Below are 25,972 nucleotides of genomic sequence, written 5' to 3' on the forward strand. Positions count from 1 at the left end.
GCCTCCCCGACTTGTCATCCTGATTGTGACTTAGTCACAAATCTATCGTCTCACTTCGGCCAAGAAGCCCTAGCAACCCGGTTTCGACTGGTCCACAATCACATCTCACTGCAGATTCATCTCACTGCAACCAACCCCTGTCTTTGGAGACGCTGGAGTAAATGAACAAACCTTTCGACGGTCAGGTAGTGGTCATCACCGGCGGCGCCCGGGGCATCGGATACGCCACCGCGAAGCGGCTGATCAGCCTGGGTGCGACGGTCGCGATCGGCGACATCGACGAAGCCACTCTCGCGCGAGCAGCCAAGGATTTGGGCATCCGCACGTTCGGGCGCCTCGACGTCACCGACCCCGCCTCGTTCTTCGACTTCCTCGACACCGTCGAAGGTGAACTCGGCCCGATCGACGTGCTGGTCAACAATGCGGGCATCATGCCGGTCGGACGGATCGTCGACGAGGACGACTCCGTGACCAGACGCATCATCGAGATCGACGTCCTCGGCGTGATCACGGGAACCAAGCTCGCATTGCGACGGATGCTTCCGCGCGGACGTGGACACGTCATCAACATCGCTTCGCTTGCAGGCGAACTCCCGTGCCCCGGTTTGTCGACGTACTGCGGCGCCAAGCATGCGGTGTTGGGCTTCACCGATTCTGTCCGCAAGGAAGTTCGTGGCACCGGAGTTCACATCTCGTCCGTGCTGCCGACGCTCACCAACACCCAACTCACCTCGGGCACTTCGGGAATGAAGGGATTCCGAGAGGTTCAGCCGGAGGAAATCGCCGAAGCCGTCGTCGGCTTGATCACCAAACCGCGTCCACGCGTACGTATTACGCGGGTGTCCGGGCTGCTCGTGCAGGCACAGGGCTTCTTCCCCCGGCGGCCGTACGAGGCATTGAGCCGACTGTTCGGCGTCGAGACGCAGTTTCTCGGCGACGTCGACACCGCGGCACGTGCTGCCTACGAAGAACGCGCCCGCGCAAGCTGATCAGGTCAGCTCGGTGGCCGGCCAGTCGAGCAGCTTCGCACCCAGTACGGCAGCGTGGAGCGCGAAGCTGTCGTTGGGATCGTTGACGTTCTGACCGGTGAGTTCACGGATGCGGTCCAACCGGTACGTCACGGCGCGGACGGACAAATGCAGGTCTCGGGCGGTCTTAGCCGTATTGCCGCCGGCGGAAAAGTACGCGAGCAGTGTGTCGATCATCGGTCCAGCGCCACCACGCGCCTCGAGCAGCGGTGTGAGAAGGGTGTGGATCAGGTCGGTGACCGCCGGTCTGTCGTTGACCAGAACCCGGTAGACCAGCAGGTCACGAGCATCGATGATCGGTGCGGTCAACGACAGGCGCTGCGCCAGGTCCAGTGCGTCCAGCGCCTCCCGGTACGACGCCACCACGCCCGAAGCGGTGGTTCGAGGGCGCCCGACAGCGATCTGCCACGTGCCGTCCAAAGGACGCCGCTGCAACTGCACTCGCCCGTCGTCATCGGTCCCCGGCCCGAGAGCCGACCGAATCCCTGCCAGCACGTGGTCGACGGCATCGCGATCCGGCGCCGCGAAAACGACCACCAGTTTGCCGCTCTTGCTGGCGACCAACGCATCGGCGTCACCCTTGCTACCCAGAACGGCACGTTCGACGGCGCGCACCAAAGGGTTGTCGTCGGTGAACTCACGGGCGGCGGTCACTACCGCCACGGCATGCGGACCACTGAGGTGGAGACCGAATCCTGAAGCGCGATCCAACAATCCGACGACGTCAGCGCCGCCGGTCAACAAGTCGTCGACGAACTCGCGGCGTGCCGATACCTGCGAGCGGACCAGAGAACGCCTGGCCAACTGAAAACCTTCGGCCAGTTCGGCGACTGCATCGTCGACGGCACGCAGCATCACTTCGCCGGCCGCGACGACGGCATTCGGATCCGATTGTGCCGCAATAACAGCAGGCAGTTCACGCCACAGACGCCAGGCCGAGGAGAGATACAGATCGAGCAGGGCTCGCAGGGCGACACCCTGCTGCGCTGCTTCTTCCCCGCGAGCGCGGAAGCGGTGCAGCTGGCGACGCTGCAGCGGTTTCCCTTCACAGACAGCGTCGCTGAGCACGTCGAGGAAATCACCCAGCAGTTCGACGGGCAGGCCACCGGCGTCATCGGCCCCCGCCGCGGCAACCCGGCGTATGGCGTCGTCAGGTACCCCGGTTCGGCTCACCCTCGCATTCTCTCACTGCCGGCAGCATTGCCTGGCTTCACGAAAGGCGCATCGAACCCGTGTCGATGTACCGCTGATGGAACGAGAATGCCTCGCCCAGGATGTGCGGCGTCTGCCCCGCACCCGGTTGAGCGTCGGCGCGAGCGATGTAATCGTGGAGCAGTGGCCGGAATTCCGGGTGAGCACACTTGTCGACGATCAGGCGCGCGCGTCGCCGCGGCGACAGACCGCGCAGATCCGCCAACCCCTGCTCGGTCACCAACACCTGAGTGTCGTGCTCGGTGTGGTCGACGTGCGGAACCATCGGCACGATCGCCGAGATCTCACCGCCGCGGGCCGTCGACGGGCTCAGGAACATGGACACGTAGCCGTTGCGGGCGAAGTCCCCCGAGCCGCCGATTCCGTTCATGATCTTCGTCCCCATGACGTGCGTCGAGTTCACGTTGCCGTAGATGTCGGCTTCGAGCATGCCGTTCATGGCGATGATTCCGAGCCTGCGCACCACCTCCGGGTGGTTGCTGATCTCCTGCGGACGGAGCGTGATGTGGTGGCGGTAGAAGTCGATGTTCGCGGTCAGTTCTTCGATGCCCTCTTCGGTGAGCGCCAAAGCCGTCGACGACGCATGCGCGACGGTTCCGTCCTTGATCAGCTTCAGCATCCCGTCCTGGATGACCTCGGAGTAGCAGGTCAGGCCGCGATACGGCCCCCGATCGAGCCCTCCAAGCACCGCGTTGGCGACATTGCCGATGCCCGCCTGCAGCGGAAGCAACGTATCGGCCGGCATCCGTCCGGCGTGCACCTCGAAGTCGAAGAATTCCAGGACGTGGCCGGCGATCGCCTCACTGACGGCGTCGGGTGCAGTGAGAGGGCTCGCGCTGTCACGGCAGTTGGTCTCGACAACGGCCACAACCTTCGTGGGATCCACTCGGAACGTGGTCTGGCCGATCCGGTCCTCGACACGAATGATCTCGAGCGGCTTGCGATGCGGCGGCAGCGCGGTGCCGTAATAGACGTCGTGAATACCTTCCATCGCCTCGGGCACCCACGAGTTGACTTCGAGGATGACCCTGTCGGCGACGTCCAGCCAGGTCTTGTTGTTGCCAATCGACGCGGAGGGAATCAACTCCCCTGATTCGGTGATACCGGCGACCTCGACCACCGCGACGTCTACGTTGCCGTAGTAGCCCTCCCACACCTGCTGAGCCACGTGGGAGAGATGGATGTCCACGTAGTCCATACGACCGTCGTTGATCCGGCGACGTGCGGTGGCCTCGGACTGATACGGCATGCGCAGCGCGATTCCGTCGACCTCCGCGAGCAGCCTTTCGGTCTCGGTGGACACAGAAGCGCCGGTCAGGAGATTGATCGTGAAGTTCGATCCGTTGCCGCGGGTCCGGTGAATACGCTCGGCCAGGGCCGGAATGACAACCTTGGGTGTACCGGCGCTCGCGAAACCGCTGATCGCGACGGTGTCGCCCGGGTTGATGAACTTCACGGCGTCGGACGCGGACATCACCTTAGACGCAAACGCTGTGGCGCGAATGCGGTTGGAGGTGGCGTTGTGTCCGGTCTCACCGAAGGTTGAACTCACGGCACCAGGATAAACAGGGCACGTCGAAGCGATTTACGGGGATAACCCAGACAGAATCGCTCCGACGTGCTATGAGCACCGATCAGTTGACGACGCCGTACACGCCTTCGCCGACCAGGCTCGCAATTCGATATTTCTGGATCTTGCCCGACCCTGTCAGTGGGAACGCCTCCGCGCTGAACCACTCCTTGGGCGCCTTGTGGCGCGCCAGTCGCTCGGTGCAGAACTCGACCAGCTCGGCGGCGGTAGGTTGGTCGGACTCGTCCTTCCAGCGGATAACGGCGACAACTCGCTCACCCCACACCTCGTCGGGCACACCCACGACCGCCACGTCGAGAATCTTCGGATGTGTGAAGATCACGGACTCGACCTCACGCGGATAGATGTTCTCACCGCCGCGGATGATCATGTCCTTGAGGCGGCCGGTAACCCGGACGTATCCACGTTCGTCCATCGTCCCCAAATCGCCGGTATGCAACCAACCGTCCTTGTCCACGGTGTCGGCCGAAGCCTCCGGATTACGGAAGTACTCGGTCATGACGAGGTACCCGCGCGCACAGATCTCGCCTTGTTCGCCGAGCGGCACGCTGCCCCCGGTCACGACGTCGGAGATCTTCACCTCGACCTGCGGCAACGCGAGTCCGACCGTCTCCGACTTGTCCTCGGGGGTGTCGGCCGGGCTGGTCTGTGTGATGACGGGGCTGGCCTCGGTTTGTCCGTAGACGATGCTGAACCCCGCCCCGAAGGCCGACTCCACCGTGCTGACGAGTTCGGGCGGGACCGACGACCCGCCGGATACGACCACCGAACAGGCCGAGAAGTCGCGGCTCGCGAAGCTGGCGTCGTTGATCATCGCGATCAGCATCGTCGGCACTCCACTGACCACGTCAGCGTGAAAGCGTTCCGCCGCATCGAGAACCGCAGTCGGATCGAAGTACTGGATCAGGCCGATGGACATTCTTCGCTGCGCGGCGCCGAGAACCAGGATGCCGCACCCGGCGGTGTGGAACAGCGGCATGGCCGACACAACCGAACCCCGCTCAGGGAATCGGCCTCTCCGACTCACAAAATCGGCATTGTTGACCAATCCGCGGTGATGCAACAGAGCACCTTTGGGAACTCCGGTGGTTCCCGACGTGTACTGGATCTGCGCATTGTCGTCAGGCGAGACTTCCGGCAGAGCGCCCCGTTCGCCCGCCCAACCTCGAACCTGGCGATCCCACTCCTCGAAGTTGACTGCGAGAACTTCTTCTCCCGAAATCGAAATCGCCTCGGATGCAACCGCTGCCATATCGCCACCGCGAAACTTTCCGGTGTGGAAGAGCCCCCGAGACTGGGACTGCGACAAGACGTACGCCAGCTCCTCCGCACCCAACGCAGGATTGGCGGTCACCAGAACCATCCCGGCGAGCGCGGCGCCGTATTGCAGAATCATCCATTCCGGAACGTTCGGAGCCCAGACAGTGATCCGATCTCCGCAGTCGAATTGAGACAAGAGGTAGTGCGCACACCCCTCTGCTTCGTCGAGAAGCTCCGCGAAGGTCCACGTGCGATCGGTTTCAGCCGCCCCGGAAAGCGAATGCGATTGCGTCGGAACCACTTCTCTGATTGCAATCAGATTCGGCGAGTCCGCGGCGCACTCTCGCAGCAGCCCACCCACCGTTTGCTCCTCTATCGGGTCAGACACGTCAGCGGGGAAGTACGACGTTTCGAGAACACTGCTCATCTCACATCCACTTTCTATCGAGGAGGGGTGTCGGACGCGGGGAGCGGCCCGCCTCCGTCTGGAATCTTGCGTCCGGAATCGCGGTACTGAACCGCGGCATGGAATCCGTCGCGCTCGGCAAAATCCTTGAACCAGCGCCCCTCCGGGGAGTGACGCGTAATTCCGTCGAACAGGGTTGCCAGTACCTGGGTGCCTTGCAATCCCATGTTGTCGTACGCCTGGTTGATCATCATCTTCTGCATGGCCAACTGATTGAGCGGAACACCGGCGATGCGATCCGCCAACGCTTCCACCGCCGAGTCCAATTCGTCGGCCGGCACCGCTTCGAGCGCCAATCCCCAGTCAGCCGCAGTGACACCGTCAATGGTGTCTCCCGTCAACAGCATTCGCTTGGCACGCTGGGCGCCGAGCCGGTACACCCACATCGCCGTCGTCGGGCAACCCCACACACGCGCAGGCGGGTATCCGATGCGAGCGTCGTCGGCCATGATCAGCATGTCGCAGGACAGCGCGATGTCACTTCCACCGGCAATCGCATATCCCTGAACCTTGCAGATCGTCGGCTTGAGCGATCGCCAGAGCGTGAAGAAGTCGTCGGTGTTCTGCTTCATCCCGCGAAAGTCCTTGATGGGGTCCCAGACCGGGCCCTGGTTCCACTTTCCGTCAAGGTCACCTTCGGCAAACTTCTTGAGGTCGTACCCGGCACAAAATGCCTTGCCCGCACCTTGCAAGACGATCACACGGACCTCGTCGTCGTCATTGGCTGCTGCCACCGCGTTTCGAATGTCAGACGGCATCCGGTCGTCGATCGCGTTGAGCCGATCGGGGCGGTTGAGCGTGATATACGCTTTACCGCCGGACGTCTCGTACTTCAGGGTCGCAAAATCCGTCATCATCGGTCCTGTCGACAGAGCGCGCCTCGCTCGGAACGAGTTACGCTAGTTCTGGGTGAGGAGCAGGCGAACGATGCCTGCCCATTGACTGATCGAACGACGCGCAGACGCGTCGCTCTTCTGCACTGCCCGGGACAGCGCCAAACCACGGAGCATCAGCACCGTCAGATCTGCAATCTGCGAATAGTTCTCGGAAGCAACAATTTCGGGACCGAAAGCGTCGTGGACAACTCGCCGCAGATCCCGTCCGGCGATTCGCTCCGATTCCCGGAGCACCTCGGCCAACACCGGATCCGTCCGCGCTGCGGACCACAGTTCGAGTTCCGCTTGAAATGGCGGCTGAGTCAACGCCGAATACAGAGCGGAGATCGAGTTCTCGATCGTGTCAACCGACGAATCCTGCCGAGACATGGCAGCTCTTACCGCCACCTCGTTCCGTACGACGATGTTCGACACCAACGCCGCAGTGAGCTCCTGCATGTTCGGAAAGTGGTGCAGCAGAGCGCCCCGACTGACTCCGGCAGCGGTTTGCACCGACTGCGCCGTCAGAGATGAATAACCGTCCGCTATCAGTAAATCCGTTGCCGCATCGAGAATCCGGTGGCGCGTCGCTTCGCGCTGCGCATCGCGCAGGGTCACGGTCTCACCTCCAACTTCTCGAGTGGCATGGCTCACAGTTTCACAGTCCATTCAGACTGTCAATGGCCGAAAGCCTCCGGCGTACTCTCGATGCACCGGCCCTTCGGACTGATCGGAGCAACACGTGACGACCTCACCGCCGACCGTCTCGCTGACGCTCGACCAACTTGCTTCACGCGCTGCTTCCCTGATCACCGACGACGGTCGGAGAATCCTCGGCATCACGGGCGCACCGGGAGCCGGAAAATCGACGGCGTCACAGGCAATTGTGCGGAAATTGGGTTCTCGTTGCTCCATCGTCGAGATGGACGGTTTTCATCTTGCCAATCGGGAACTCGACCGACTCGGCAGGCATGAACGCAAAGGCGCACCGGACACCTTCGACGTCGACGGCTACGCGGCTCTACTACGCCGACTCCGAGCCTCGAACTCGACGGTCTATGCTCCGGCCTTCGATCGCGAGTTCGACGAATCAATAGGCAGCACAACGGCTGTCGACCCATGTACACCGCTGATAGTCACCGAGGGGAACTATCTCCTCCTACCCAGTGGTGGATGGCAGGAAGTGCGAGCAGCACTCGACGAGGTCTGGTATCTCGACGTTCCGGAGGAAACTCGGACGAAGCGCTTGGTGAAACGCCACAGCCGCTTCGGAAAGAGTTCCGAAGCGGCTGCAGAGTGGGTGAAACGGGTAGATCAGCCGAACGCCGAGTTGATCAGCGCAGTCAGGCCACGCGCGGATCTGATCGTCAGAATCGAACGGTCCGAGCCTCACTGATGTCAGCTGAAAACCTAAGAACCGCCGCCGGTTCCGAGAAAAGTGGCCAGCCCGGCAACTCCGGCGATTCCGCCGAATATCGCCGCCAATGCACCGGCGACGGTGATAACGCTGTCGAGCGCTTTGAGATCGGTGTCGGATGAACCCATGGCAGTCTCCTGGAGTCAGAATTGAAAGTGGGGTTGAATGTGCGCCGAAGTGCGCAATGTTGCACACGTCACTTTACCGGCATTCGCGACCCGGATCAACGAAAATTCTCTCCAAATATGTTGCACTGCAACATATTCAAACAGCATCTTGCAGGTCCACCGAGGCACGACGACGGCCACCTGCCCGCAGCGCGGGCAGATGGCCGTCGTTGGATATTGCCGAGGAGTCAGACGCTCGTCACATGCATGACGTGCTTGGCCCTCGTGTACTCCGCCAGTGCGAGCTCCGACAGATCCTTGCCGTAACCCGACCCAGCGAAGCCACCGTGAGGCATCTCAGCGGCGAGCATTCCGTGGGCTCCCACCCAGACGCAGCCGAAGTCCAGTTCAGCCGTCATCCTCATCGCGGTGCCGTGGTCGGACGTCCACACGCTCGACGCGAGAGCGTACTTGGTCCCGTTCGCAAGTTCGATCGCTTCAGCCTCGGTGGAGAACGTCTGTACGGTGACAACCGGCCCGAATATCTCTTCCTGGACCAGCTCATCTTCCTGCTGCACCCCGGAAATAACAGTCGGCAGATAGAAAAACCCTGGTCCAGCTGGCTTTCCCCCGCCAATACATACGTTCGTATTTGCTGAGCGTCTCTCTACCAACTCCGCCACTCGATCACGGTGAGCGCGGCTGACCAGGGGGCCGAGACAATCACCCGATTCCGGTCCGCCCAACCTCAAGTCCGCGGCCGCAGCCGTCAACTTCTCGGTGAACTCCTCCGCAACCTCCTCTTGAACGAGAATCCTCGTCGCAGCGGTGCAATCTTGACCGCTGTTGTAAAAGGCCCCGGCAACAATCCCCGCGACTGCGCCGTCGAGGTCCGCGTCGGCGAAAACAACGGCGGGTGCCTTGCCTCCGAGTTCGAGATGCAACAGCTTGACGTCTTCCGATGCGGCCTTTGCGACCGAAATCCCCGCTCTCGTCGATCCCGTCAGCGCAATCATCCGAGGAACCGGATGAGCGACGAGCGCGGCTCCGGTATCGCGATCGCCGCACACTACGTTCAACACCCCGGGCGGATAGATCTGCGCTGCAAGCACTCCCAGCATCACCGCAGTTTCCGGCGTCTCCTCGGCCGGCTTGAGCACGAGGGTGTTTCCCGTCGCGAGTGCCGGCGCGATCTTCCAGATCGCCATCATCAACGGGTAGTTCCAAGGAGCGATCGCACCGATCACGCCAATGGGTTCACGTCTGACATAAGACGTAGCACCCTCCGTGTACTCCATTGCGGCAACGCCCGGCAGAGAGCGGGCAATACCCGCGAAGTACCGCAGAAAGTCAACACACTGCGGGATCTCGTCGTCTCGCACCTGCCTGAGAGGCTTGCCGGTACTGCGGCATTCGACCTCGAGGAAATATTTCGCGTTTGCTTCCAGCGCGTCCGCGAGGGCCAGCAGCAACTCCTGACGGCGCGCAGGGGTGGACCGGCGCCAGGACCGCGCAGCCTTCTCGGACGAACGGCAGGCTCGGTCGACGTCATCGGCGGAACCGACGGCAGCACGGGCGTATACATTGTCGGTCACCGGATCGACCAGCACGGAAAGTCTACCTGCCGGGCTCTCGCACGTTCCGTTGACCACGTGACCAAACGCTGCGACAGTCATCGAAGTTTCCACCGTCATGAGCGCGATCCGGGGAGCGCGACGAAGAACTTCTTCGACGGCTCAACCGTCTCCCAGGTACCGCGAAACGACTGCGGCACGAAAAATGCTTCCCCAGAAGAGAATTCGCGACGGTTTCCATCGAGGTCGATCAGCGCCACCCGGCCGCTGATCATGATGCAGACCTCGTCGTACGGATACGGGTCGCACAAGAGCGTGCCGGGCTCGCCTTCCCAACCACCGCCGAAGTATGCCCCGTTCGGATCTCCGAATGACCTCCATTCGGATTCCGACCAGTTCGGGCTCGCGTCGTCACCCCACTCCGGGATGAACCGCGTCCCCTGCCCTGGCCCGAACATTCGAATGTCGTTGACACTCATGTCATTTTTCCTTCGTGTTGGAGCTGGAAATTCGTGCAGCAAACAGATTCAGTACGTTTGCAGTTATTCGTTCGGTGAACGGATCGTGATGGATCAACCCGTTCACCCATTCGGTGGAACCTGCGTTGAACACGGAGCCGAGACCTCGCTTGTGACAGGCGACCATTCCCGATCCGTATTCGAGATCACGAAGGTGATCTGGAGGCTCACTGCCATAGAAGCATTCGATGATTCCCTGCACTTCGGCGAAAGGCGCACCGATCGGAACTTTCCCGTTCCATTTGTCCCGCGAACCCGAAACTGCCGGCGCCATCGCGATGATCTCCAGATCCTCGGGAGCGCCGTCGACGCCGGTCGCATACGGCTGGCCCTTCCGGAACGTGAAATCCACGCCGTCCATCTCGAATCCGGCAACACAGATCGGGGCGATCCCGAAGTTGTCTCCGTAGTACAGGTCGGTTCCGTTCAACGCCCAATGATCCGGCCGGTATACCGTGAAACCGCCCGAAGACCTGGGAGTTGTTGCACCGTAACGATTGTAGACACCGGCCATGCCGGTCAATCCCATCGTCCACGCTCCCGGTCGGGCAACCTCGGGCGAATCCCACGCCGTCGTCACCCGGGTCGGGTCGACTTCTCGCATCGGATCGTCGAACGGATTCTTGTAACAGACTTGTGCGTCGTTTTCGAGGCGTACCTGCCACAGGAAGTTCCCGCCGAATCGCGCCAGACCACCACCCTCTTCGACGAAATCATCTATGCGGTCACGCATCTCCCAGGACCAGTACTCGTCGTGACCGACGACAACTGCGCATGAATATCCCTGCAGCGCCGACGGATCGTTATGCAGATCGTGTTGTGTCACGTGGTGGACGCGGAACCCCTGCTCTTCCGCCCAGACCGTGAACGGTCTCTCGTAAGTGGCCCAGAAGGCGTCCGCATGGTGACGCGAGTAGCCGTTCACCCACGCCCATTCGTACGGCGGGTGACGGGGAATCCATCCGATTCCCGGTGTGTCGGTGTGGATGTTGCGTGCTGCACCCTCGGGTTTGCGCAACATCCCCCGCGCGACGGGACGCTGCGTCGAGGAAATCGGTGTCGGCACATCGCCGGAGCCGTCCGGAACACCTCGGTAGTGGTTTGCCCCACCCCAGTCGTTGTAGGCCAACATCGTGCTGGTGGTGTGAATGAGTACGAAGTCGGCATGCTCGGGTTCGCGCGCCTTGACGACGAAGAAGCCCTCCCGCTCAATAGTCACCCCTTCGTGGAGCATCCGGACCAGAACCAAGTACATGCCGGACGTCCATTTCGGATCTATCTCGACGGCAAGGGATTCCGCCCAGTCGCAGCCCACTGCGTACGCGTCGGCAGGCGTCTGCTGCTGCTTGCCCGGCAGACCGACGTATTGCGCGACCTGTTGCGGCCGGGCGCCGTCTCGAACAATTTCGAGGTCGTATTCTTCTGCGGTGGTATGCACTCGGATCGAGACGGTGTCACCACCGAAGTACGAGAACCTGTCCGCATAGACCCATATCTCTGGAGCGCCCGGAACAATTCCGGGACGTTCGACCAACCCTCCGGGGACCGACCATGCGTATTCGCTCATGCCGACAACTCCTCGACCGAGTGTTCACGTACGCGCATCCCGCGGACCACGCCGAATGCGAAAGCCAACAGCAATGGCGCTGCCAACAAGAAGTTTTGCGCGGTGGTCAACCCGGTCAGGTCTCTCATGTTCATCAAGAGGTATCCGAGCGCGACGATCAACGCCACTGCAGCGAGCGAGGGTGCAATCAACCTCTGCCACAGACCTTCACCGCGAGAATCCTGCGAGAAGAACCTGAGCACGGCGACGGAAGTGAGAACCTGCAACACCAGCACACCGATGATCGTTGGTGTATTCGTCCACACGACTACTTGGGTGTACGGGTCTGCGGGCGTCAGCGCAAAGCCGGCGATTGCCGCGAATACCAGTGCGCCTTGTGTGATTCCGGCGACGCTCGGCGTTCCAGTGGTCGGCGAAACCCGTGCCAGCGCGGCAGGAAAGACTCTCGCGCGCCCCATGGTGAGCAGATAGCGACTGCAAGCATTGTGGAGGGCAAGGCAACCCGCGAAGAAGCTCGTGACGATCAACAGATGCATCATGTCGGTCATCATGGAGCCGGCAAATTCATTGTTGAGATCGAAGATCAGCTCGGACGGGTCACCGCCGAGTAGGTCGCCCATCCGACTCGGGCCGACGGCCTGCACGATCACCCAAGCACAGAATGCGTAGACCACAGCCAGAACAGTGACTGCTGTGTAGGTCGCACGCGACACTGTGCGTTTGGAATCGACAACTTCCTCGCTGTAGATCGCCGTTTGCTCGAAACCGACGAAGGAGGTGAAGGTCAACACGAAGACGCTCGCCAGTCCGGCTGTCATGAAGGTCGACGGCGAAAAACTGTCGAGCGACAGTCCTTCGTGGCCGCCTTTCAACAGAACCGCCACACAGAAGACTGCGAGGACGCCGAGCTCGAGCGCCATCAAAACGGCCAGCACCTTCGCGCCGATATCGACCCTGCGATATCCCACCACCACGACCAGAACTGCGACCGCCAATGCGCAGGTGTAGACGGAAACGGTTACTCCCAAGAACAACTCGATCGTCGACGAGAGAAAGATGCCGCAAGCGACGACGAATCCGATCTGGCCACCGAGATAGCCGATGTAAGCCAGCACAGAGGCGCCTGCGCCGACTGTTTTTCCGAGCCCTTCGGTGATGTAGGCGTAGAACGCGCCCGCGCCGCGGATATGCCTGCTCATCGCCGTGAAGCCGACGGCGAACAGTAGATAGACGATCCCGGGAACGACGTACCCCACCGGAAGCGCAGCGCCGGAAACCATCAGGCCCAGTGGCGCGAATCCCACCAGGATCGTCAGTGGCGCCGCTGCGGCGATGACGAAGAAGACCAGATGACGGCTATTGATAGTTCCGGCGCGCAGGCCCGAGGATGACGTGGGAGCACCGGATTCAGAATGCGTTCCTGCACCGGGAGGGTCGGTTTTTTCGGTCATGGGAAGGCTCCGCGAGTTAAGGCAAGTATGCGCCTGCCTGGTCAGGTTTCCCGAGGTTCGCCCGAATTTCTCTCGACGTTCGCCCGGTGTTCCTAAAAGAGTGCCGAATCGTTTCATCAGTGTCAATACCTGCGCTGAAACGATTCGACGGTTTGCTTTGAGGTGCCCCTGCACCGGTGCACGCAACATGCCGAAACGATTCATCGATAGGCTGGAGACAAACCGACCAACGAGTAGAAACGATCCGCAGTGGCTACCCCTGTTTCGCCGACGCTTCGTGATGTCGCCAACGCCGCCGGCGTCGCGGTGTCCACCGTCTCCTATGCACTCAACGGCAAGGGCCGGGTCGACGCGGCCACTCGCGCTCGGGTTCAAGAGGTTGCCGACCGCCTTGGATACCGTGCCAATCGGTCGGCCCAGAATCTCAGGTCGGGTCGGACTGCCACCCTCGGACTGATGCTCCCCGCTCCCGACCAACTGTCATCGGCCGAGTACCTCAATTTCGACTGGTACGGGCGCGTGGCGACCGCCGCGACCCAGGCCGCATTCCACGCCGATCACTCACTCCTACTACTGCCGTCGATGAAAGATCCGAACGGACTGCGGCGCATCGAGATGGACGGCGTACTGGTCGTCGACCCGATGGTCGACGACCCACGCGTCGAGGTTCTGCAGAAGATCGGAATCCCCTCTGTCGCAGTGGGTCCTGGACACTCCGGGCAGTTCGGATACTCCGCTTCACCGGACCTCGCCTCCACCACGGAAACCCTTCTGAACCACCTCGCCGAACGTGGCGCAAGGGACATTTTCGTCCTGACCGCCGGAGATCATTCGGAGTGGACCCGCGCAACGACTTTCGCTTACTTCGAATGGTGCCGCGCCCGGGGAGTGGCACCACGCACCAGCGAGGATTTGACGTCGTTTGCGGGCGCCAGCACCGTCGGAGGCCTCATCGGCGCCGCGTATGCGGCCACCCGCGAGGCCCTCGACTCCCCGACTGCGCCTGACGCGATCCTGTCGTTGATTCTCGGTTGCGCCCCGGCAGCGGCGCGAGCGGCCCTCGATCTCGGGCTGTCGATTCCGGGTGACGTCTTGATTGCACAGGACAGCGACGAACCTGCCCTGCTGGTTTCCCAGCCCCCGATCACTGCCTTCGACTTCTTCCCCCAAGAACAGGCGGCAGCGGCCGTGCATGCACTGTTGGCCCTGGTCAACGGTGACGAACCCCCAGTTCAGAGCTATACGCGTAGCGAACTCCGCGTGCGCGCGAGCACGGCCCATTCGCTCACACCATAAATTCACCTGGCACCGATAGACTGATTTCCGAATTATCGTCCGTCGCCTGCCGAGAGGAATCAGGTCATCGCGCACCGCTCCCGCGACCGCTTGGCCGGGTATCTCGCCGTAGTGCTCGTCTGTGCACTCGCCCTCCTCACATCTGTCAGCAGTGCGACCGGCCTCGACCGCGATGTCGCTCCGGTCCGCATCGCCTACGCCGCGGCCGCAGACACTTTCGGCGATCTGTATCTTCCAGAAGGATCGGACGGCGACCTGCCGGTCGTCGTACTCGTCCACGGCGGCGGATGGGCCCAGAAGAGCAATCTCGAGTACGCGGGCGCGTGGGCAAAAACCTTGACCCCGTACGGAATTGCGGTCTGGAACATCGAATACAGACGCGTCGGCGGTCAGGGTGGTTGGCCGACCACGCTCTCCGATACCGTTACGGCCACCAACGCCCTGGCCGGCATCGTTCAGGAAAAGGCCTCCGGGCGACTGGATTTGAGCCGTGTACACATCGCCGGCTACTCCGCGGGTGGACAACTTGCCGCCTGGGTCGCATCGCGATCCCAACAGGGTGCAGACGCCCCGGAACCAAACCTCTCGGTGCCGGTTCGCTCGACGACGATCATGGCCGGCGTCTTCGACATGACGCTCGCCGCAACCGCGGGCAAAGATCGATTTGTTCGAAATCTTCTGGGCGGCATGCCTACCGATCATCCCGATCGCTACCGCATCGCATCACCGATCGAGCACCTCCCCACCGGCCTCCCCGTCACGGTGATCCACGGACTCGGAGACAAGGTCGTGTCGGTCGAACAGAGTCGGCGCTATGCCCGTGCCGCCCGAGCAGCAGGCGATGTGGTCGATCTGATCGAACTTCCCGGCGTCGGCCACGGCGAGTTCGGCAACCCGACGACCGACGCCTGGGCTATCACCAAGCAAGCAATAATCGGCCACGTAAACGCCTCTTGAGCAGGTAATACGGGCCACAGTGCTCTCAGCCGCTCGAAATAGAATTAGCTGAAACTCCAACGATGACGTACGGTGGGGTTATCAGAGGGCAGCCGTCAGTCAGGCAGCCGGTCGCTTCGCCCGGAACAACAGTTCCAGTATTCGTTCCAGGGGCAGACTTCCAGTTCGGTGCAAATCCGCGCCTTTGATCACTACGCACTTTCATCAGTCCCGCAGATTGTTGACCAGGCCGAAGGCTCCGACGGAGTCCGCCGCCAATCGCGTACCGACTGCACCAGTATCAACATGCGCTACACACCGCACGGGCCCAAAGACCCTGCGGTTCAAAGGAATACCTTGATCAACACCATGATTCACCCCGACGACACGAACAACCAGACGAACAGCAACTCGACGAACGGTCTACGGATCCCGACTACTTCGGGCCGGATCCGCGAGCGCGGTATCGAAATCGTCTGCACCCTCTACCGTTGCAGCACCGACGAAGCCGCCGAGCTGTTGCTCCGACATTCTCAGACCAACAACCTCAAGGTCACCAGCCTGATCAAAGCGCTTGTCGCCCTGATCGACGAAGACACGTCCGGCACTGGTTACGGAAGCAGTAACACGCTGGCGTCTCACTTCTGGCTGCGTGAGATCAGAAATCTCAGCCAGGCCCACCGACGCAGCGATCATTTTCATCGCCATCTCGTCGGCGCGTAACCGGCGCTGAACGACAACTGACCTGAAACGACAGCTGGGGCAGTACACGGAAATCGTGTACTGCCCCGGCTGTCGTGTTTTCAGTTGTCAGGCGGAAGCCGACTCTCGGCAGTCAGGCGGAAGCCGACTCTCGGCAATCAGGCGGAAGCCGATTCCTTGTTCAGTCCCTGCTGAGCACTGTCGGTATCGGTCGCCTCGTCCACGTGCTGCGGAGCGAAGAGCAGGCACACGATGCTCAGGACGCACATGCCGATCAGCAGTGCGATGACCGGCCAGATGCTGCCGGTTGCCTTGTACATCAGCGTCGACACCAGCGGAGACAACCCACCGAAGATCGCGCCTGCACCCTGGTACGCCAACGAAATGCTCGTGTAGCGGGCCTGCGGCTTGAACATCTGCGACAGGACGGCGGCGATCGGGCCGTACGTGGCCGCCAGCACCAGTCGCATGACGGCGAAGGTCAGGAAGATCAGGAACACGGATCCGGACTTCAGCACCAGGAACTGCGGCGCTGCGAGAATCGCGACTGCCGCAAGGCCCCAGATGACGACGCGGACGCGTCCCACCTTGTCGCCGAGCCACGCCACGCCGAGAGTCGCGATCAATTCGACCACTGCAGCGACACTCAGCGCGTTGAGAATCAACGTCTCCGACAATCCGACATCGGGGTCGGTTGCGTATGCCGTGATGAAGGTCGTCACGAGGTAGTAGCCGCCGACTGCGACGGGCAGAATGCCGATGCCCAGGATGATCGGGCGCCAGTTGGTCACCAGCGCGTACTTGAGCGGGAGCATTTCCGGTACGTCCGCGGACTTCACCTCGGATTCGAAAACCGGGGACTCTTCGACCTTCAGGCGAACGACCAAGCCGACGAGAATCAGCAGCGCCGAGCAGAGGAACGGCAGTCGCCAAGCCCACTCGCGCAGAGCGTCGTCGCCGAAGGTGGAGAGAATGCTGAAGAAACCTGTGGCCAGGAGCGCGCCGGCCGGGTTGCCCAGCTGAGCGAAACCGCCGTAGAAGGTCTTCTTGTCCTCGGGTGCATGCTCGACGGCCATCAGGACCGCGCCGCCCCATTCGCCGCCGACGGCAAAGCCCTGGACGAAGCGGAGCAGTACCAGCAGTAACGGCGCCCAGAACCCGATGGACGCGTAAGTGGGCAACATGCCGATGAGGAACGTGCCTGCACCCATCAGCGTCAAAGTCACAACCAATGCGGTGCGTCGGCCCATCTTGTCACCGACATGGCCGAACACGATTCCGCCGAGCGGGCGAGCGAAGAAACCGACGGCGTATGTCGCGAACGCCGCCGCAACGCCGGTCAGGCGATCGGTTCCAGGTGGGAAGAAGATGTCACCGAACACCAGGGCTGCTGCCGTGGCATACACGTAGAAGTCGTACCACTCGATAGTTGTACCGACGAAGGCTGCGAATCCCGCCTTGCGGGCCTTCACGATCTGTTGCTCTCGGTTCATTACTTTTCCTCGGTGGTCGAAGTGCTCGACAATAGGTGGTTATGACCTGAATGTGCGAGTTCGCCGTCGATCCAGGTCTCTCGGACCTCGATCTGCGCAATCGCGTCGGCCGGAACCTCGAGGGGATCCGCGCCCAGAATGACGAAGTCGGCCCGCTTGCCGACCGAGATGCTGCCCAGCTCTGCTTCGCGGCCCAGCGCACGCGCACCGTTGAGGGTGTGAGCCTGCAATGCCTGGTCGGCGGTGATGCGGAGTGCATCGGAGCCGAGCTGATGGCCCTGACGCGTCACACGAGTAACGGCTGCCTGAATTGCTTCGAGCGGCTTCGGCTCTGCGACGGGGGCGTCGGAGCTGATGGTCACGGGAACTTCGGCAGCGATGAACTCGCCGAGCGGGTTGAACCGCTCGCCCGGAGTGCCGATCGCAGCGGTGACGCCCTCGCCCCAGTTGTAGTAGTGCTGTGGCTGGTTCACCGGGTAGACACCGGCCAGGTTCATCCTTGCGATCTGCTCGGCCGTCGGGAGTCCGCAATGCTCGATGCGGTGACGAGCGTCGGCGTCGGGGTGAGCCTTCTGCGCAGCTTCGATGGCATCGAGCACCATGTCGATGGCGGTCGGTGACTGAGCGTGCGTGGCGGTCTGCAGACCCACCGAATGTGCCTTGGCAATCAGCTCCGAGTAGTCCGCCGGCTCGTGGTAGAGCTGCCCGGTGCGGCACGGGTCGCCCACGTAGCCGTCGGGGAAGTATGCGGTCCAGCCTCCGAGTGTGCCGTCGGCGTAGAACTTGATGCCGCCGAACGCGAGCCGCGAATTGCCGAAGGCTCCGTGCATTCCCGTGTCGATGACGTGATCGAGGAGGTGGCTGAGCATGTACATGCTGACGCGGGTCTTGAGCTGATCCTGCTCGGCCAGACGCAGGTACATGTCGAATTCACGCCGGGTCACCTGGCAGTCACCGATGGTGGTGACGCCACCGGCCAGGAACTTGTCCTGAGCGACCGACAGCTGGCGAAGGTGCTCTTCCGGCTCGTCCTCGAGATGGAAGTTGGGGCCGTGATGGCCGACCTTCACTCCGTTGACGCTGGTGAGAATGTTGCACGCGGCGTCGGAGAGCTCACCGGTGAGTTCGCCGTCTTCATCTCGGAAGAACTCGCCACCGGCCGGATTCTCGGTGCTCGCGTCGATACCGTGCTTGTCGAAAGTGAAGGAGTTGACGACGCCGCCGTGACCGCTCGCGTTCATGAGGTAGACCTCGCGATCGGTGGCCACCTGATCGAGCTCTTCCTTGAGCGGGTGACGCCCTTCGATCAGGTTGCGGTGCTCGTAGCCGTATCCGCGAATCGGGACGCCCGCAGGTGCTGTGAGCGCCGCTTCCTGAAGTAGCGCAATGATTCCGGGGATGGAATGTGCCTTCTCCGGCCCACAGTCCACCCAGCTGAGCATCTGCCCGTACATCAACGGGTGTGCATGTGGATCGACGAAGCCGGGGACGACGGTGGCGCCGTCGAGTTCGACCACCGCGGTTGTGCGAGTGCTCAGCCGACGCGCCTCGGTGCGGCATTCCTCGAGCGTTCCCACCGCTGCAAAGCGGTTTCCGAACACCAGGAACGCTTCGGCTCCCACCGTGCTGTCGTCAACGGTGTGGATCTTGGCGCCGGTGAAGATCGTGCCAGTGGCGTCGAGAGGCGAGGCTTCGTGCGTGTGCAACTTGCGCATGGTGGTCCTTCGTCGAGATGGTGGTGCAGGTCACTGCGTGTTGAGCGAAAACTACGCCCTGACCTGGAGCTATGCAATGCATCAAAGTTTCAGACCAGGCGGTATACAACTTTTTTGTATGAGTTCTTGAGCATTTCTGCACTTATCCACATCATCCATGGCCACATGCGACTGTTCTAATAGGAAGCTCATACAGAAAAATCTCTGGAAAAGTTGGGGCAACCATGACGGTCGATCTCGATTCCAAGCTCATTGCCGCACTTCAGCGCAACGGGCGAGCGACGTACCGCGAACTGTCCGTGGCGGTCGACGCCCCACGAGCGGCGGTGTCCACCAGAGTGCAGGCGCTACTCGACTCGGGAACGGTGTCCGTAGTGGCCGTCGCGCACCCCGAACTTCTCGGGCTGAAGGCGCTTGCACACGTCTCGATCGCAGTGTCCGGACCGATGACCCCGGTGCTGGACGCGTTGATCGCATCCGAGGCCGCCGTCTACATCTCGGCAGTCAGCGGGCAGTACAACGTGATTGCGGAACTTCGGGTGCCCAGTCACGACGATCTGTACCGTGCCATCGCCGAACTCCGCTCACAACGTGGCGTTCGATCCGTGAGCACGCTGGTCTACGTCGACGTCATCAAGGGAATCTTCATGCCCGAGACCGCTTTACAAGCCGATATCCGACTCGACTCGACAGATGTCGCGTTGATCGAACTGCTCGAGCGCAACGGGCGAATGCCCTTTCTCAAGCTGGCCGAACACACCGGACTGTCGCCGAGCGCCGTGCGCAACCGGGTCAATCATCTGATCGCGAGCACGGCACTGCGCGTCGGCGCTGTCGTCAAGCGGCGAGGTGGTGGCCGAACGCTGGCGATGGGCATCGGCGTCAATCTGGGCTCACGGGACGACAACGCGGTATCGGAGATCGAGTCGCTGCCCGGAATCGAATTCCTCGCCCGGACCCTCGGACGATACGACGTGATCGCGACGGTTGCCGCCAACTCCTCGAGCGACCTGCATGCGCTGTCCGAACGAATCCGCGGGATCGACGGTGTCAGCGGCTTGGAATCTTGGGCACATCTCGAGGTATTCAAGGAGCACTACGCCCGCAGCCTGGACGTACGCGGGTAATTTCCGAGTCATTGACCCACTTGGTCGGGCACGCTAACCTCGATCAAGTCATTGACCCACTTATCCGAGGTGACATACATGGCCGATTCCGGACGCAAGGTAGACATCGTCGCCGCGGCGATCGAGGAGGCGATCTCGACCGGCCGATGGCCCGTCGGATCAAAACTCCCGCCGGAGACCGCACTGGTCGAGGAATTGGGAGTCGCCCGAAACACCATGCGCGAAGCGGTACGGGCGCTTGCACACGCCGGAGTTCTGTCCGTTCGTCACGGTGGCGGCGTGTACGTCATGGCGACGTCGCCGGTCGAAGGACTACTCGGGCGCAGGCTCGCCAGAGGTGACGTTCTCGACGTACTGAGCCTGCGACGCGGACTCGAGGTCGAAGCCGCGCGACTTGCAGCGCAGCGCCACACCCCCGAAGATCTCGCGCGGATACATGCAGCCTGGAATGCCCACCCCGGTCATGTCGGCGGCTTCACTGTCGAAGCCGGCATGGCCCTGCACCTTTCGATCGTCGAGGCGTCCCACAATTCCGCACTGATCGACGTCTACCGGGGAGTCCTTGCCGCCGTGACGGATTCGCTGTCCGCAGTCAGTGTCGGTCCAGGTTTCCACGTCGACGAGCACCGACCCTTGATCGCAGCCATCGAGGAACGCAACCCCGACGAAGCAGCGCACGCGGCAGGCGCAGCGCTCGACACGGTCATCGACGCCGTCGAAAGGAGCTTGGCGTGAATCGGGGAAACTGGAACGGTACGACCTATTCGCCTCTTGCCGAGCAACTCTCACCGGCATCGACGGAGGCACTGCGCTCGATCGGGCATGTGAGCACGGTGTACGACGTCTGCGCCGGAACCGGGAACTTTGCGCTCCCGGCAGCTCAGTCAGGCATGACGGTCCACGCACTCGACCTCTCCGCCAGCCAGCTCGAGGTCGCACGCGAACGCTGGATTCCCCACCCCGGCACTACCCAACCCAACTTCACGATCGGCGATGCGCAGTCTTTACCCTGGCCGAATTCGAGTGCCGACGCCTGCGTCAGCATCTTCGGGATCATCTTCTGTCCCGACCCCTCGATTGCCCTCGCAGAGATGATGCGGGTGACCCGGCCAGGCGGAAAGATCTGCGTCGCAACGTGGTCGGAGAACGGGTGGGCAGCAGCACTCCGCCGGGAGGCCGCCTCGGCGTGGAATGGCATCACACCACTACCGACGACATGGTCGAGCTCGAGCGAATTCGAGAAGGCAGCAGCCGGATTGGAGTCGGTGAGCTCGGCCTCGCACCTGCTCGAGTGGCAACTACCAGCCGGATCGGATCCCGTCGAGGAACTGTGCGACCAGGCACCGGCGTTGAAGAACTTTCGCGAGGCCGTTCGAAGCACAGGGAATTGGGCTTTGATGTCAGCGCACCTCCGCTCGACGCTCGAGGCCTATCTCAGGTCGAGCGCGGCCGGCCCCGTCGCCACCAGCGAATACGTCCTCCACACGGGCACTGTCCCGAACTCTGACACCGCGCTCTTCCGAACGCGCGGGTAACCCTCTTGGCCGGATACGGTCTCTTCACCGTCCACCGAACCGAAGAGGCCCGCTTGATGTCTGAATCGAACTCCCTACCTGAATTGAAGCAAGCATCGCAGCAAGCATCGAAACAAACCTTGTCCATGTCCGTCCTCATGACGCCGGACATGTCAAACTTCTCGGGCAACGTGCACGGCGGAACGATTCTGAAGTTTCTCGACCAGGTTGCCTATGCGTGCGCGAGTCGATATGCCCAGACCTACGTCGTGACTCTGTCGGTGGATCGTGTGGTGTTCCGCGAACCGGTGCATGTCGGCGAACTCGTCACGTTCAGCGCTTCCGTCAATTACACCGGGCGCACCTCGATGGAAATCGGAATTCGAGTCGAAACCGAAGACATTCTTCTCGGAAAATCTCGCCACACCAATAGTTGCTATTTCACGATGGTGGCGATGGGAAGCGACGGGAAACCGGCTGAGGTACCCCAACTCCGGCCGACCGGAACAATCGCCAGGCAGCGATTCGAGGCCGGGCGACGGCGTCGTGAACTGCGCAGAGAGAACGAGCTTCGTGAACAGTCCATCCGGGCCGCAGTTCGGGACTTAACGCCCGAACACGATGACTGAATCCAGTCATATTTAAGTTATAACCTTATGCATTAAGCTGATCGAGTGACTTCGAAGGCACGGGAAAAGTATGACGTTGTGATTGTCGGCGCGAGCATCGCGGGATGCGCGGCCGCCATCATGTACGCCCAGCAAGGTCTGCGGATAGCGCTTCTCGACGCTCGCTCCGACATCCGGGCGCACAAAGTCCTGTGCACTCACCACCTGCAACCGTGCGGTGCCCCGATCTTGCAACGACTCGGCGCCACGGAAAAACTCCTCGCCCTGGGAATGGTGGAAACCGTTCCGACATTCTGGACCCCGTGGGGAGTGATCACCCCTGACGCGGCAGAGAACTCACCGCCACCTGGGTTCAACGTCCGAAGGGAAACTCTCGACCCCCTACTGCACCAACTCGCGAACGACTACCCGAACGTCGACCTTCTTCTCGGGTATCGCGTTTCCGGACTGCTGACCGAGAACGGCACTACTGCAGGCGTCTACGGCACCGAACAGGGTTCGGCCTTCACTGTCGAAGCACGATTGACCGTCGGAGCGGACGGCAAGGATTCGACCGTCGCACGATCCGCTCGTTGCGACTCCGTGACTGCATCCAACGGGCGTTTCAGCTATTTCGCCCAACTCTCCGGACTTGAACGACCCGGCGGAGAAACGTCATTGTCGTGGTTCATGGATCCCGACGTCGCCTATCTGCTCCCCAACGACGGCGGAATCAGCGTGCTGGTGGTCTTCCCTGCCCTCGACAAGCTCGGCTCGTTCGCTGACGACCTGTCTACTGCTTTCCTCGAGTACGCCAACGCATTACCCGGCGCTCCGCTTGTTCGGCGAGAGCACATCGTCGGGAAGATCGTTGGTACCAAACACTTCTCCACAACCCTCACCGAACCCGTAGGTAACGGGTTCGCACTCATCGGCGACGCTGCGGCAACCAACGACCCGTTGTGGGGTATCGGATGCTCGTGGGCACTCGAGACCGCTCAGATGCTGGTCGATGCGACCGCGCACATGCTGACGGAGACGCCGGCAGACACACTCGACTCACATCGGAACGTGACCGCTGCATTGACCGAATACCGTAGCGCCAGAGCAAGTATGACGAATCACATCGACTACATGAGCGGTTACGCCGGTGGGCGAAAGTTCACCGCGATCGAACGTCTGCTCATCTCCGCGGCCACCCACGACCACGACGAAGCCCGAAGGTTCTACTTGTTCGGTTCCCGGTTGATACCGGCCGAACAGTATCTCTCGACTCGCTCGGTCGCGCGGGCAGCACAAAAACATCTCAGGCACCGTCTGCGTCGTAGATCTGTGGCCGGGACGTAATCTGACAAGCGTTTTTTCCGCGCCGGCAACGGGGAACCCTCCGATCGCAACCGAGTCGGAGGAGCGACCATGCGTGCACACATCGCCATTCCGAGTGAATCGACTTGTCACAGGTACGTAGTCGCCGTCGCCAGCTCCACCTTCGCCGAATCGGTCATCTGGTGCGACGGCCCCGCGTTCGACGCAGTACTCGTTCTGGGCAGCGAGATTCCGCAGCACAGTGGCCACCGAGCCGTACTCGCCTGGAATCACTACTTCGGGTGGGCGCTCGGCGTGGAAACGACACCGGATACGTCGTTCGCCGTTGTCGAATGCCTCGGTATCGGGAGAATGCCGGATCCTGAACTGTGCGCCGACCGCGCTGTCGAGTTGATTGCCCAGGCGGGTAGTTAAGGAACTCGTCGCGCGGCGCACAATCCGGCGGGCATAAGATCGAGCGCGAGTTTCGCACGCCCGACGAAAGAGAGCCCGACATGGACCCGCTGAACAGGCCTGCCGGTCAGCTGGCTCTCGAGAACGAACCGGACGGCAGGGCGACTTTGCGGGCGCGTCAGACGCCCCGCAGTGAGCGTCGCAAGATCGGGAAAGGCCTGCGCAAGCGAGTGGCGCGATCGTCGCTCGGCGACTGGACGCCCCCATCCGATCGACGTGACCCGGTCGATCAGGTCAACACGGCACACGAGGGAAGACTCGACTGGTTGGTTCCGATCCGTGTGGGGCGAATGGTCGCTTCGCCATACGGATTCCTGCGCGGTACCGCCGGATTGATGGCAGAGGACATGGCGCAGCTGCCGTCCACCGGCATCACTCCCGTCATCTGTGGAGATGCGCACGTCGGAAACTTCGGGTTCTACGGATCTCCGGAACGCGAACTTGTCATAGACCTCAACGATTTCGACGAAGCACATCCCGGCCCCTGGGAATGGGATCTACGAAGGCTGGCTGCGAGCATCTGGGTGGCCGGTCGGCAGAACGGTCTCACCGAAGCTCAATGCGAAACAGCAACAACCTCGTGTGTGTCCGCGTATCGCCTCCACTTGGCGAAGCTCTCCGAGCGTCCGCTGTTCGATCGCTCCTTCGACCGGGTCGATCTCGACGGACTCACCGACCACGTCACCGATCCTGGGTTGCTGGCCGAGATCAGGCGCGCCGCGGAGCGCGCCCGGCGGCGTACGAGTGACCATGCGGTGCCGCGGTTCACCGTCGAGGATCACGGACGGCGCCAGTTGGTCGAGAACCCGCCGCTCACAACACGACTCACGCCGCAGGACACCGACTTCCTCCTGGAGGGTCTGGACGAGTATCTCGAAACCCTTGCACCACACTGGCGCCGAGTCGTCTCGGGATACAACGTCATCGACGTCGCGCACCGGGTTGTCGGAGTCGGGAGTGTCGCTCTGCGCGCCTATGTGGCCCTGTGCGAAGGGAGCATCCCGGACGACGTCATCTTCTTGCAGCTCAAGCAGGCTCGCCGATCCGTCGTTGCACCCTTCGTGCACGGTGACTCGGCCTGGCACGACCATCAAGGACGACGCGTCGCGGAATACCAGCAGGCTCTCCAGACGGTCAGTGATCCACTGCTCGGGTGGTGCACCGTGGACGACCGCCAGTACTACGTCCGTCAGTTCCGGAACATGAAAGGTTCTGTGGACCTGAACAATATCGATGCAGCGGCCTTGACCGACTATGTCGCGATCTGCGGTCGCCTACTGGCCAAGGGACACGCACGAACCAGTGGCGCGTCACTGATTTCCGGTTACCTGGGAACCTCGGACGCGGTCGATACCGCCCTCACCCGGTTTGCTCGGCTCTACGCCGATCAAACCGAACGTGACCACGACGCTCTGTGCCGGGCGGTATCGGCCGGTACGATCGCCGCGGAGCCGGGAATCTGATCCCTCACGCCGCGACGATCCTGCCCTGCTCGAACTTCACTCCTCCCCAGATTCCGGTCTGGCCAGTGGCAGAGGCGAATTCGCGACACGATTCCGCAATCGGGCACCTGTTGCACACGTCGGTCGCGTAGTCGTATCCCTCGGACGGAAAGGGAAACCACCGGTCCGGCTCGGGGTCTCCTCGGCATTCCGCCTGCCACCACGTCCGGTCGTCCGAGATCGGCAAAAGCTCAGCCAAATTGGAGATTTCGTCAGCGCACATCACTGGCTCCC

General features: G+C 61.9%; 25 protein-coding genes. 12 read left to right on the top strand and 13 right to left on the bottom strand.

Annotated elements, in window-relative coordinates; translation table 11 throughout:
* Positions 1-161 precede the first annotated feature (161 nt).
* Positions 162-989 (top strand): SDR family oxidoreductase, encoded by an 828-nt coding sequence (locus tag BH682_RS27100; protein WP_003942902.1) that lies wholly within the window; start codon positions 162-164, stop codon positions 987-989.
* Here the strand turns inward: BH682_RS27100 and BH682_RS27105 are convergent, their stop codons facing one another.
* The 5 genes from BH682_RS27105 to BH682_RS27125 form a co-directional block, all read right to left on the bottom strand.
* Positions 990-2,201, bottom strand: coding sequence for a PucR family transcriptional regulator (locus BH682_RS27105; RefSeq protein WP_007730515.1), 1,212 nt, complete (start codon positions 2,199-2,201; stop codon positions 990-992).
* A gap of 37 nt (positions 2,202-2,238) precedes the next feature.
* Positions 2,239-3,792, bottom strand: a complete 1,554-nt coding sequence (locus BH682_RS27110) for an acetyl-CoA hydrolase/transferase family protein (protein ID WP_075834706.1) — start codon at positions 3,790-3,792, stop codon at positions 2,239-2,241.
* An 82-nt stretch (positions 3,793-3,874) separates the two neighbouring features.
* On the bottom strand, positions 3,875-5,518 hold the full coding sequence (locus BH682_RS27115) for an AMP-binding protein (RefSeq protein WP_075834708.1): 1,644 nt from the start codon (positions 5,516-5,518) through the stop codon (positions 3,875-3,877).
* Positions 5,519-5,532: 14 nt separating this feature from the next.
* Entirely contained in the window at positions 5,533-6,411 is an 879-nt protein-coding gene (locus BH682_RS27120) for a crotonase/enoyl-CoA hydratase family protein (RefSeq protein ID WP_223304467.1), read from the bottom strand.
* 45 nt (positions 6,412-6,456) lie between these two features.
* Positions 6,457-7,050: a TetR/AcrR family transcriptional regulator gene (locus BH682_RS27125; RefSeq protein ID WP_063316011.1), complete on the bottom strand. Its 594-nt coding sequence runs from the start codon at positions 7,048-7,050 to the stop codon at positions 6,457-6,459.
* 124 nt (positions 7,051-7,174) lie between these two features.
* On the opposite strand from BH682_RS27125, the gene BH682_RS27130 reads away from it, so the two are divergent.
* The gene (locus tag BH682_RS27130) at positions 7,175-7,828 is read left to right on the top strand and encodes a nucleoside/nucleotide kinase family protein (protein WP_063315526.1); all 654 of its coding nucleotides are present in this window, start codon (positions 7,175-7,177) and stop codon (positions 7,826-7,828) included.
* Between the two features lie 14 nt (positions 7,829-7,842).
* Here BH682_RS27130 and BH682_RS37115 read toward each other — a convergent pair whose 3' ends face one another.
* The 5 genes from BH682_RS37115 to BH682_RS27150 all read right to left on the bottom strand — a co-directional run bounded on the left by BH682_RS37115 (position 7,843) and on the right by BH682_RS27150 (position 13,066).
* The gene (locus BH682_RS37115; RefSeq protein WP_003942853.1) at positions 7,843-7,977 is read right to left on the bottom strand and encodes a hypothetical protein; all 135 of its coding nucleotides are present in this window, start codon (positions 7,975-7,977) and stop codon (positions 7,843-7,845) included.
* Between the two features lie 227 nt (positions 7,978-8,204).
* Positions 8,205-9,632 (bottom strand): aminobutyraldehyde dehydrogenase, encoded by a 1,428-nt coding sequence (locus tag BH682_RS27135; protein ID WP_165638427.1) that lies wholly within the window; start codon positions 9,630-9,632, stop codon positions 8,205-8,207.
* A 14-nt stretch (positions 9,633-9,646) separates the two neighbouring features.
* Positions 9,647-10,009 (bottom strand): cupin domain-containing protein, encoded by a 363-nt coding sequence (locus BH682_RS27140; protein WP_063315524.1) that lies wholly within the window; start codon positions 10,007-10,009, stop codon positions 9,647-9,649.
* Position 10,010: 1 nt separating this feature from the next.
* Complete coding sequence (locus BH682_RS27145; protein ID WP_042921484.1) at positions 10,011-11,615, bottom strand: N,N-dimethylformamidase beta subunit family domain-containing protein; 1,605 nt, start codon at positions 11,613-11,615, stop codon at positions 10,011-10,013.
* The gene (locus tag BH682_RS27150) at positions 11,612-13,066 is read right to left on the bottom strand and encodes an APC family permease (RefSeq protein ID WP_063316010.1); all 1,455 of its coding nucleotides are present in this window, start codon (positions 13,064-13,066) and stop codon (positions 11,612-11,614) included. Before BH682_RS27150 ends, BH682_RS27145 begins: the two co-directional genes overlap by 4 nt.
* A gap of 249 nt (positions 13,067-13,315) precedes the next feature.
* Between BH682_RS27150 and BH682_RS27155 the strand changes: the two genes are divergently transcribed.
* From BH682_RS27155 to BH682_RS27165, 3 genes are all read left to right on the top strand, one after another.
* The gene (locus tag BH682_RS27155; RefSeq protein ID WP_063315523.1) at positions 13,316-14,362 is read left to right on the top strand and encodes a LacI family DNA-binding transcriptional regulator; all 1,047 of its coding nucleotides are present in this window, start codon (positions 13,316-13,318) and stop codon (positions 14,360-14,362) included.
* Positions 14,363-14,452: 90 nt separating this feature from the next.
* Positions 14,453-15,319 carry an alpha/beta hydrolase family protein gene (locus tag BH682_RS27160; protein WP_223304468.1) on the top strand — a complete coding sequence of 289 codons (867 nt, stop codon included), beginning with the start codon at positions 14,453-14,455 and terminating at the stop codon, positions 15,317-15,319.
* 336 nt (positions 15,320-15,655) lie between these two features.
* A complete protein-coding gene (locus BH682_RS27165) occupies positions 15,656-16,021 on the top strand; it encodes a hypothetical protein (protein ID WP_007730475.1) in 366 nt (121 codons plus the stop codon).
* Positions 16,022-16,158: 137 nt separating this feature from the next.
* Here BH682_RS27165 and BH682_RS27170 read toward each other — a convergent pair whose 3' ends face one another.
* Complete coding sequence (locus tag BH682_RS27170) at positions 16,159-17,493, bottom strand: MFS transporter (RefSeq protein WP_075834712.1); 1,335 nt, start codon at positions 17,491-17,493, stop codon at positions 16,159-16,161.
* The gene (locus tag BH682_RS27175) at positions 17,493-19,208 is read right to left on the bottom strand and encodes an amidohydrolase (protein WP_075834714.1); all 1,716 of its coding nucleotides are present in this window, start codon (positions 19,206-19,208) and stop codon (positions 17,493-17,495) included. Before BH682_RS27175 ends, BH682_RS27170 begins: the two co-directional genes overlap by 1 nt.
* A gap of 224 nt (positions 19,209-19,432) precedes the next feature.
* Here BH682_RS27175 and BH682_RS27180 point away from each other — a divergent pair, with 224 nt between their 5' ends.
* The 7 genes from BH682_RS27180 (at position 19,433) to BH682_RS27210 (ending at position 25,699) form a co-directional block, all read left to right on the top strand.
* Positions 19,433-20,335 (top strand): Lrp/AsnC family transcriptional regulator, encoded by a 903-nt coding sequence (locus BH682_RS27180; RefSeq protein WP_075834716.1) that lies wholly within the window; start codon positions 19,433-19,435, stop codon positions 20,333-20,335.
* Positions 20,336-20,413: 78 nt separating this feature from the next.
* Positions 20,414-21,070: a FadR/GntR family transcriptional regulator gene (locus BH682_RS27185; RefSeq protein ID WP_075834718.1), complete on the top strand. Its 657-nt coding sequence runs from the start codon at positions 20,414-20,416 to the stop codon at positions 21,068-21,070.
* The gene (locus tag BH682_RS27190; RefSeq protein ID WP_075834719.1) at positions 21,067-21,870 is read left to right on the top strand and encodes a class I SAM-dependent methyltransferase; all 804 of its coding nucleotides are present in this window, start codon (positions 21,067-21,069) and stop codon (positions 21,868-21,870) included. Before BH682_RS27185 ends, BH682_RS27190 begins: the two co-directional genes overlap by 4 nt.
* A 56-nt stretch (positions 21,871-21,926) precedes the next feature.
* Positions 21,927-22,478 carry an acyl-CoA thioesterase gene (locus tag BH682_RS27195; protein ID WP_042451572.1) on the top strand — a complete coding sequence of 184 codons (552 nt, stop codon included), beginning with the start codon at positions 21,927-21,929 and terminating at the stop codon, positions 22,476-22,478.
* Positions 22,479-22,523: 45 nt separating this feature from the next.
* A complete protein-coding gene (locus tag BH682_RS27200) occupies positions 22,524-23,804 on the top strand; it encodes an NAD(P)/FAD-dependent oxidoreductase (RefSeq protein WP_223304469.1) in 1,281 nt (426 codons plus the stop codon).
* 69 nt (positions 23,805-23,873) lie between these two features.
* The gene (locus tag BH682_RS27205; protein WP_019745820.1) at positions 23,874-24,197 is read left to right on the top strand and encodes a DUF6292 family protein; all 324 of its coding nucleotides are present in this window, start codon (positions 23,874-23,876) and stop codon (positions 24,195-24,197) included.
* A gap of 80 nt (positions 24,198-24,277) precedes the next feature.
* Complete coding sequence (locus BH682_RS27210; protein ID WP_047269369.1) at positions 24,278-25,699, top strand: DUF2252 domain-containing protein; 1,422 nt, start codon at positions 24,278-24,280, stop codon at positions 25,697-25,699.
* 4 nt (positions 25,700-25,703) lie between these two features.
* Here BH682_RS27210 and BH682_RS27215 read toward each other — a convergent pair whose 3' ends face one another.
* Entirely contained in the window at positions 25,704-25,961 is a 258-nt protein-coding gene (locus BH682_RS27215; protein WP_003943196.1) for a WhiB family transcriptional regulator, read from the bottom strand.
* Positions 25,962-25,972 lie beyond the last annotated feature (11 nt).

Source organism: Rhodococcus sp. YL-1, from assembly GCF_001942025.1.
GTDB classification, from domain to species: domain Bacteria; phylum Actinomycetota; class Actinomycetes; order Mycobacteriales; family Mycobacteriaceae; genus Rhodococcus_F; species Rhodococcus_F qingshengii.

Coding starts and splice junctions, on each gene's coding strand:
- BH682_RS27100 (WP_003942902.1), top strand. CDS start 162: ATGAACAAACCTTTCGACGGTCAGGTAGTGGTCATCACCGGCGGCGCC.
- BH682_RS27115 (WP_075834708.1), bottom strand. CDS start 5,518: ATGAGCAGTGTTCTCGAAACGTCGTACTTCCCCGCTGACGTGTCTGAC.
- BH682_RS27120 (WP_223304467.1), bottom strand. CDS start 6,411: ATGACGGATTTTGCGACCCTGAAGTACGAGACGTCCGGCGGTAAAGCG.
- BH682_RS37115 (WP_003942853.1), bottom strand. CDS start 7,977: ATGGGTTCATCCGACACCGATCTCAAAGCGCTCGACAGCGTTATCACC.
- BH682_RS27135 (WP_165638427.1), bottom strand. CDS start 9,632: ATGACTGTCGCAGCGTTTGGTCACGTGGTCAACGGAACGTGCGAGAGC.
- BH682_RS27140 (WP_063315524.1), bottom strand. CDS start 10,009: ATGAGTGTCAACGACATTCGAATGTTCGGGCCAGGGCAGGGGACGCGG.
- BH682_RS27145 (WP_042921484.1), bottom strand. CDS start 11,615: ATGAGCGAATACGCATGGTCGGTCCCCGGAGGGTTGGTCGAACGTCCC.
- BH682_RS27150 (WP_063316010.1), bottom strand. CDS start 13,066: ATGACCGAAAAAACCGACCCTCCCGGTGCAGGAACGCATTCTGAATCC.
- BH682_RS27170 (WP_075834712.1), bottom strand. CDS start 17,493: ATGAACCGAGAGCAACAGATCGTGAAGGCCCGCAAGGCGGGATTCGCA.
- BH682_RS27175 (WP_075834714.1), bottom strand. CDS start 19,208: ATGCGCAAGTTGCACACGCACGAAGCCTCGCCTCTCGACGCCACTGGC.
- BH682_RS27180 (WP_075834716.1), top strand. CDS start 19,433: ATGACGGTCGATCTCGATTCCAAGCTCATTGCCGCACTTCAGCGCAAC.
- BH682_RS27185 (WP_075834718.1), top strand. CDS start 20,414: ATGGCCGATTCCGGACGCAAGGTAGACATCGTCGCCGCGGCGATCGAG.
- BH682_RS27195 (WP_042451572.1), top strand. CDS start 21,927: ATGTCTGAATCGAACTCCCTACCTGAATTGAAGCAAGCATCGCAGCAA.
- BH682_RS27205 (WP_019745820.1), top strand. CDS start 23,874: ATGCGTGCACACATCGCCATTCCGAGTGAATCGACTTGTCACAGGTAC.
- BH682_RS27210 (WP_047269369.1), top strand. CDS start 24,278: ATGGACCCGCTGAACAGGCCTGCCGGTCAGCTGGCTCTCGAGAACGAA.
- BH682_RS27215 (WP_003943196.1), bottom strand. CDS start 25,961: ATGTGCGCTGACGAAATCTCCAATTTGGCTGAGCTTTTGCCGATCTCG.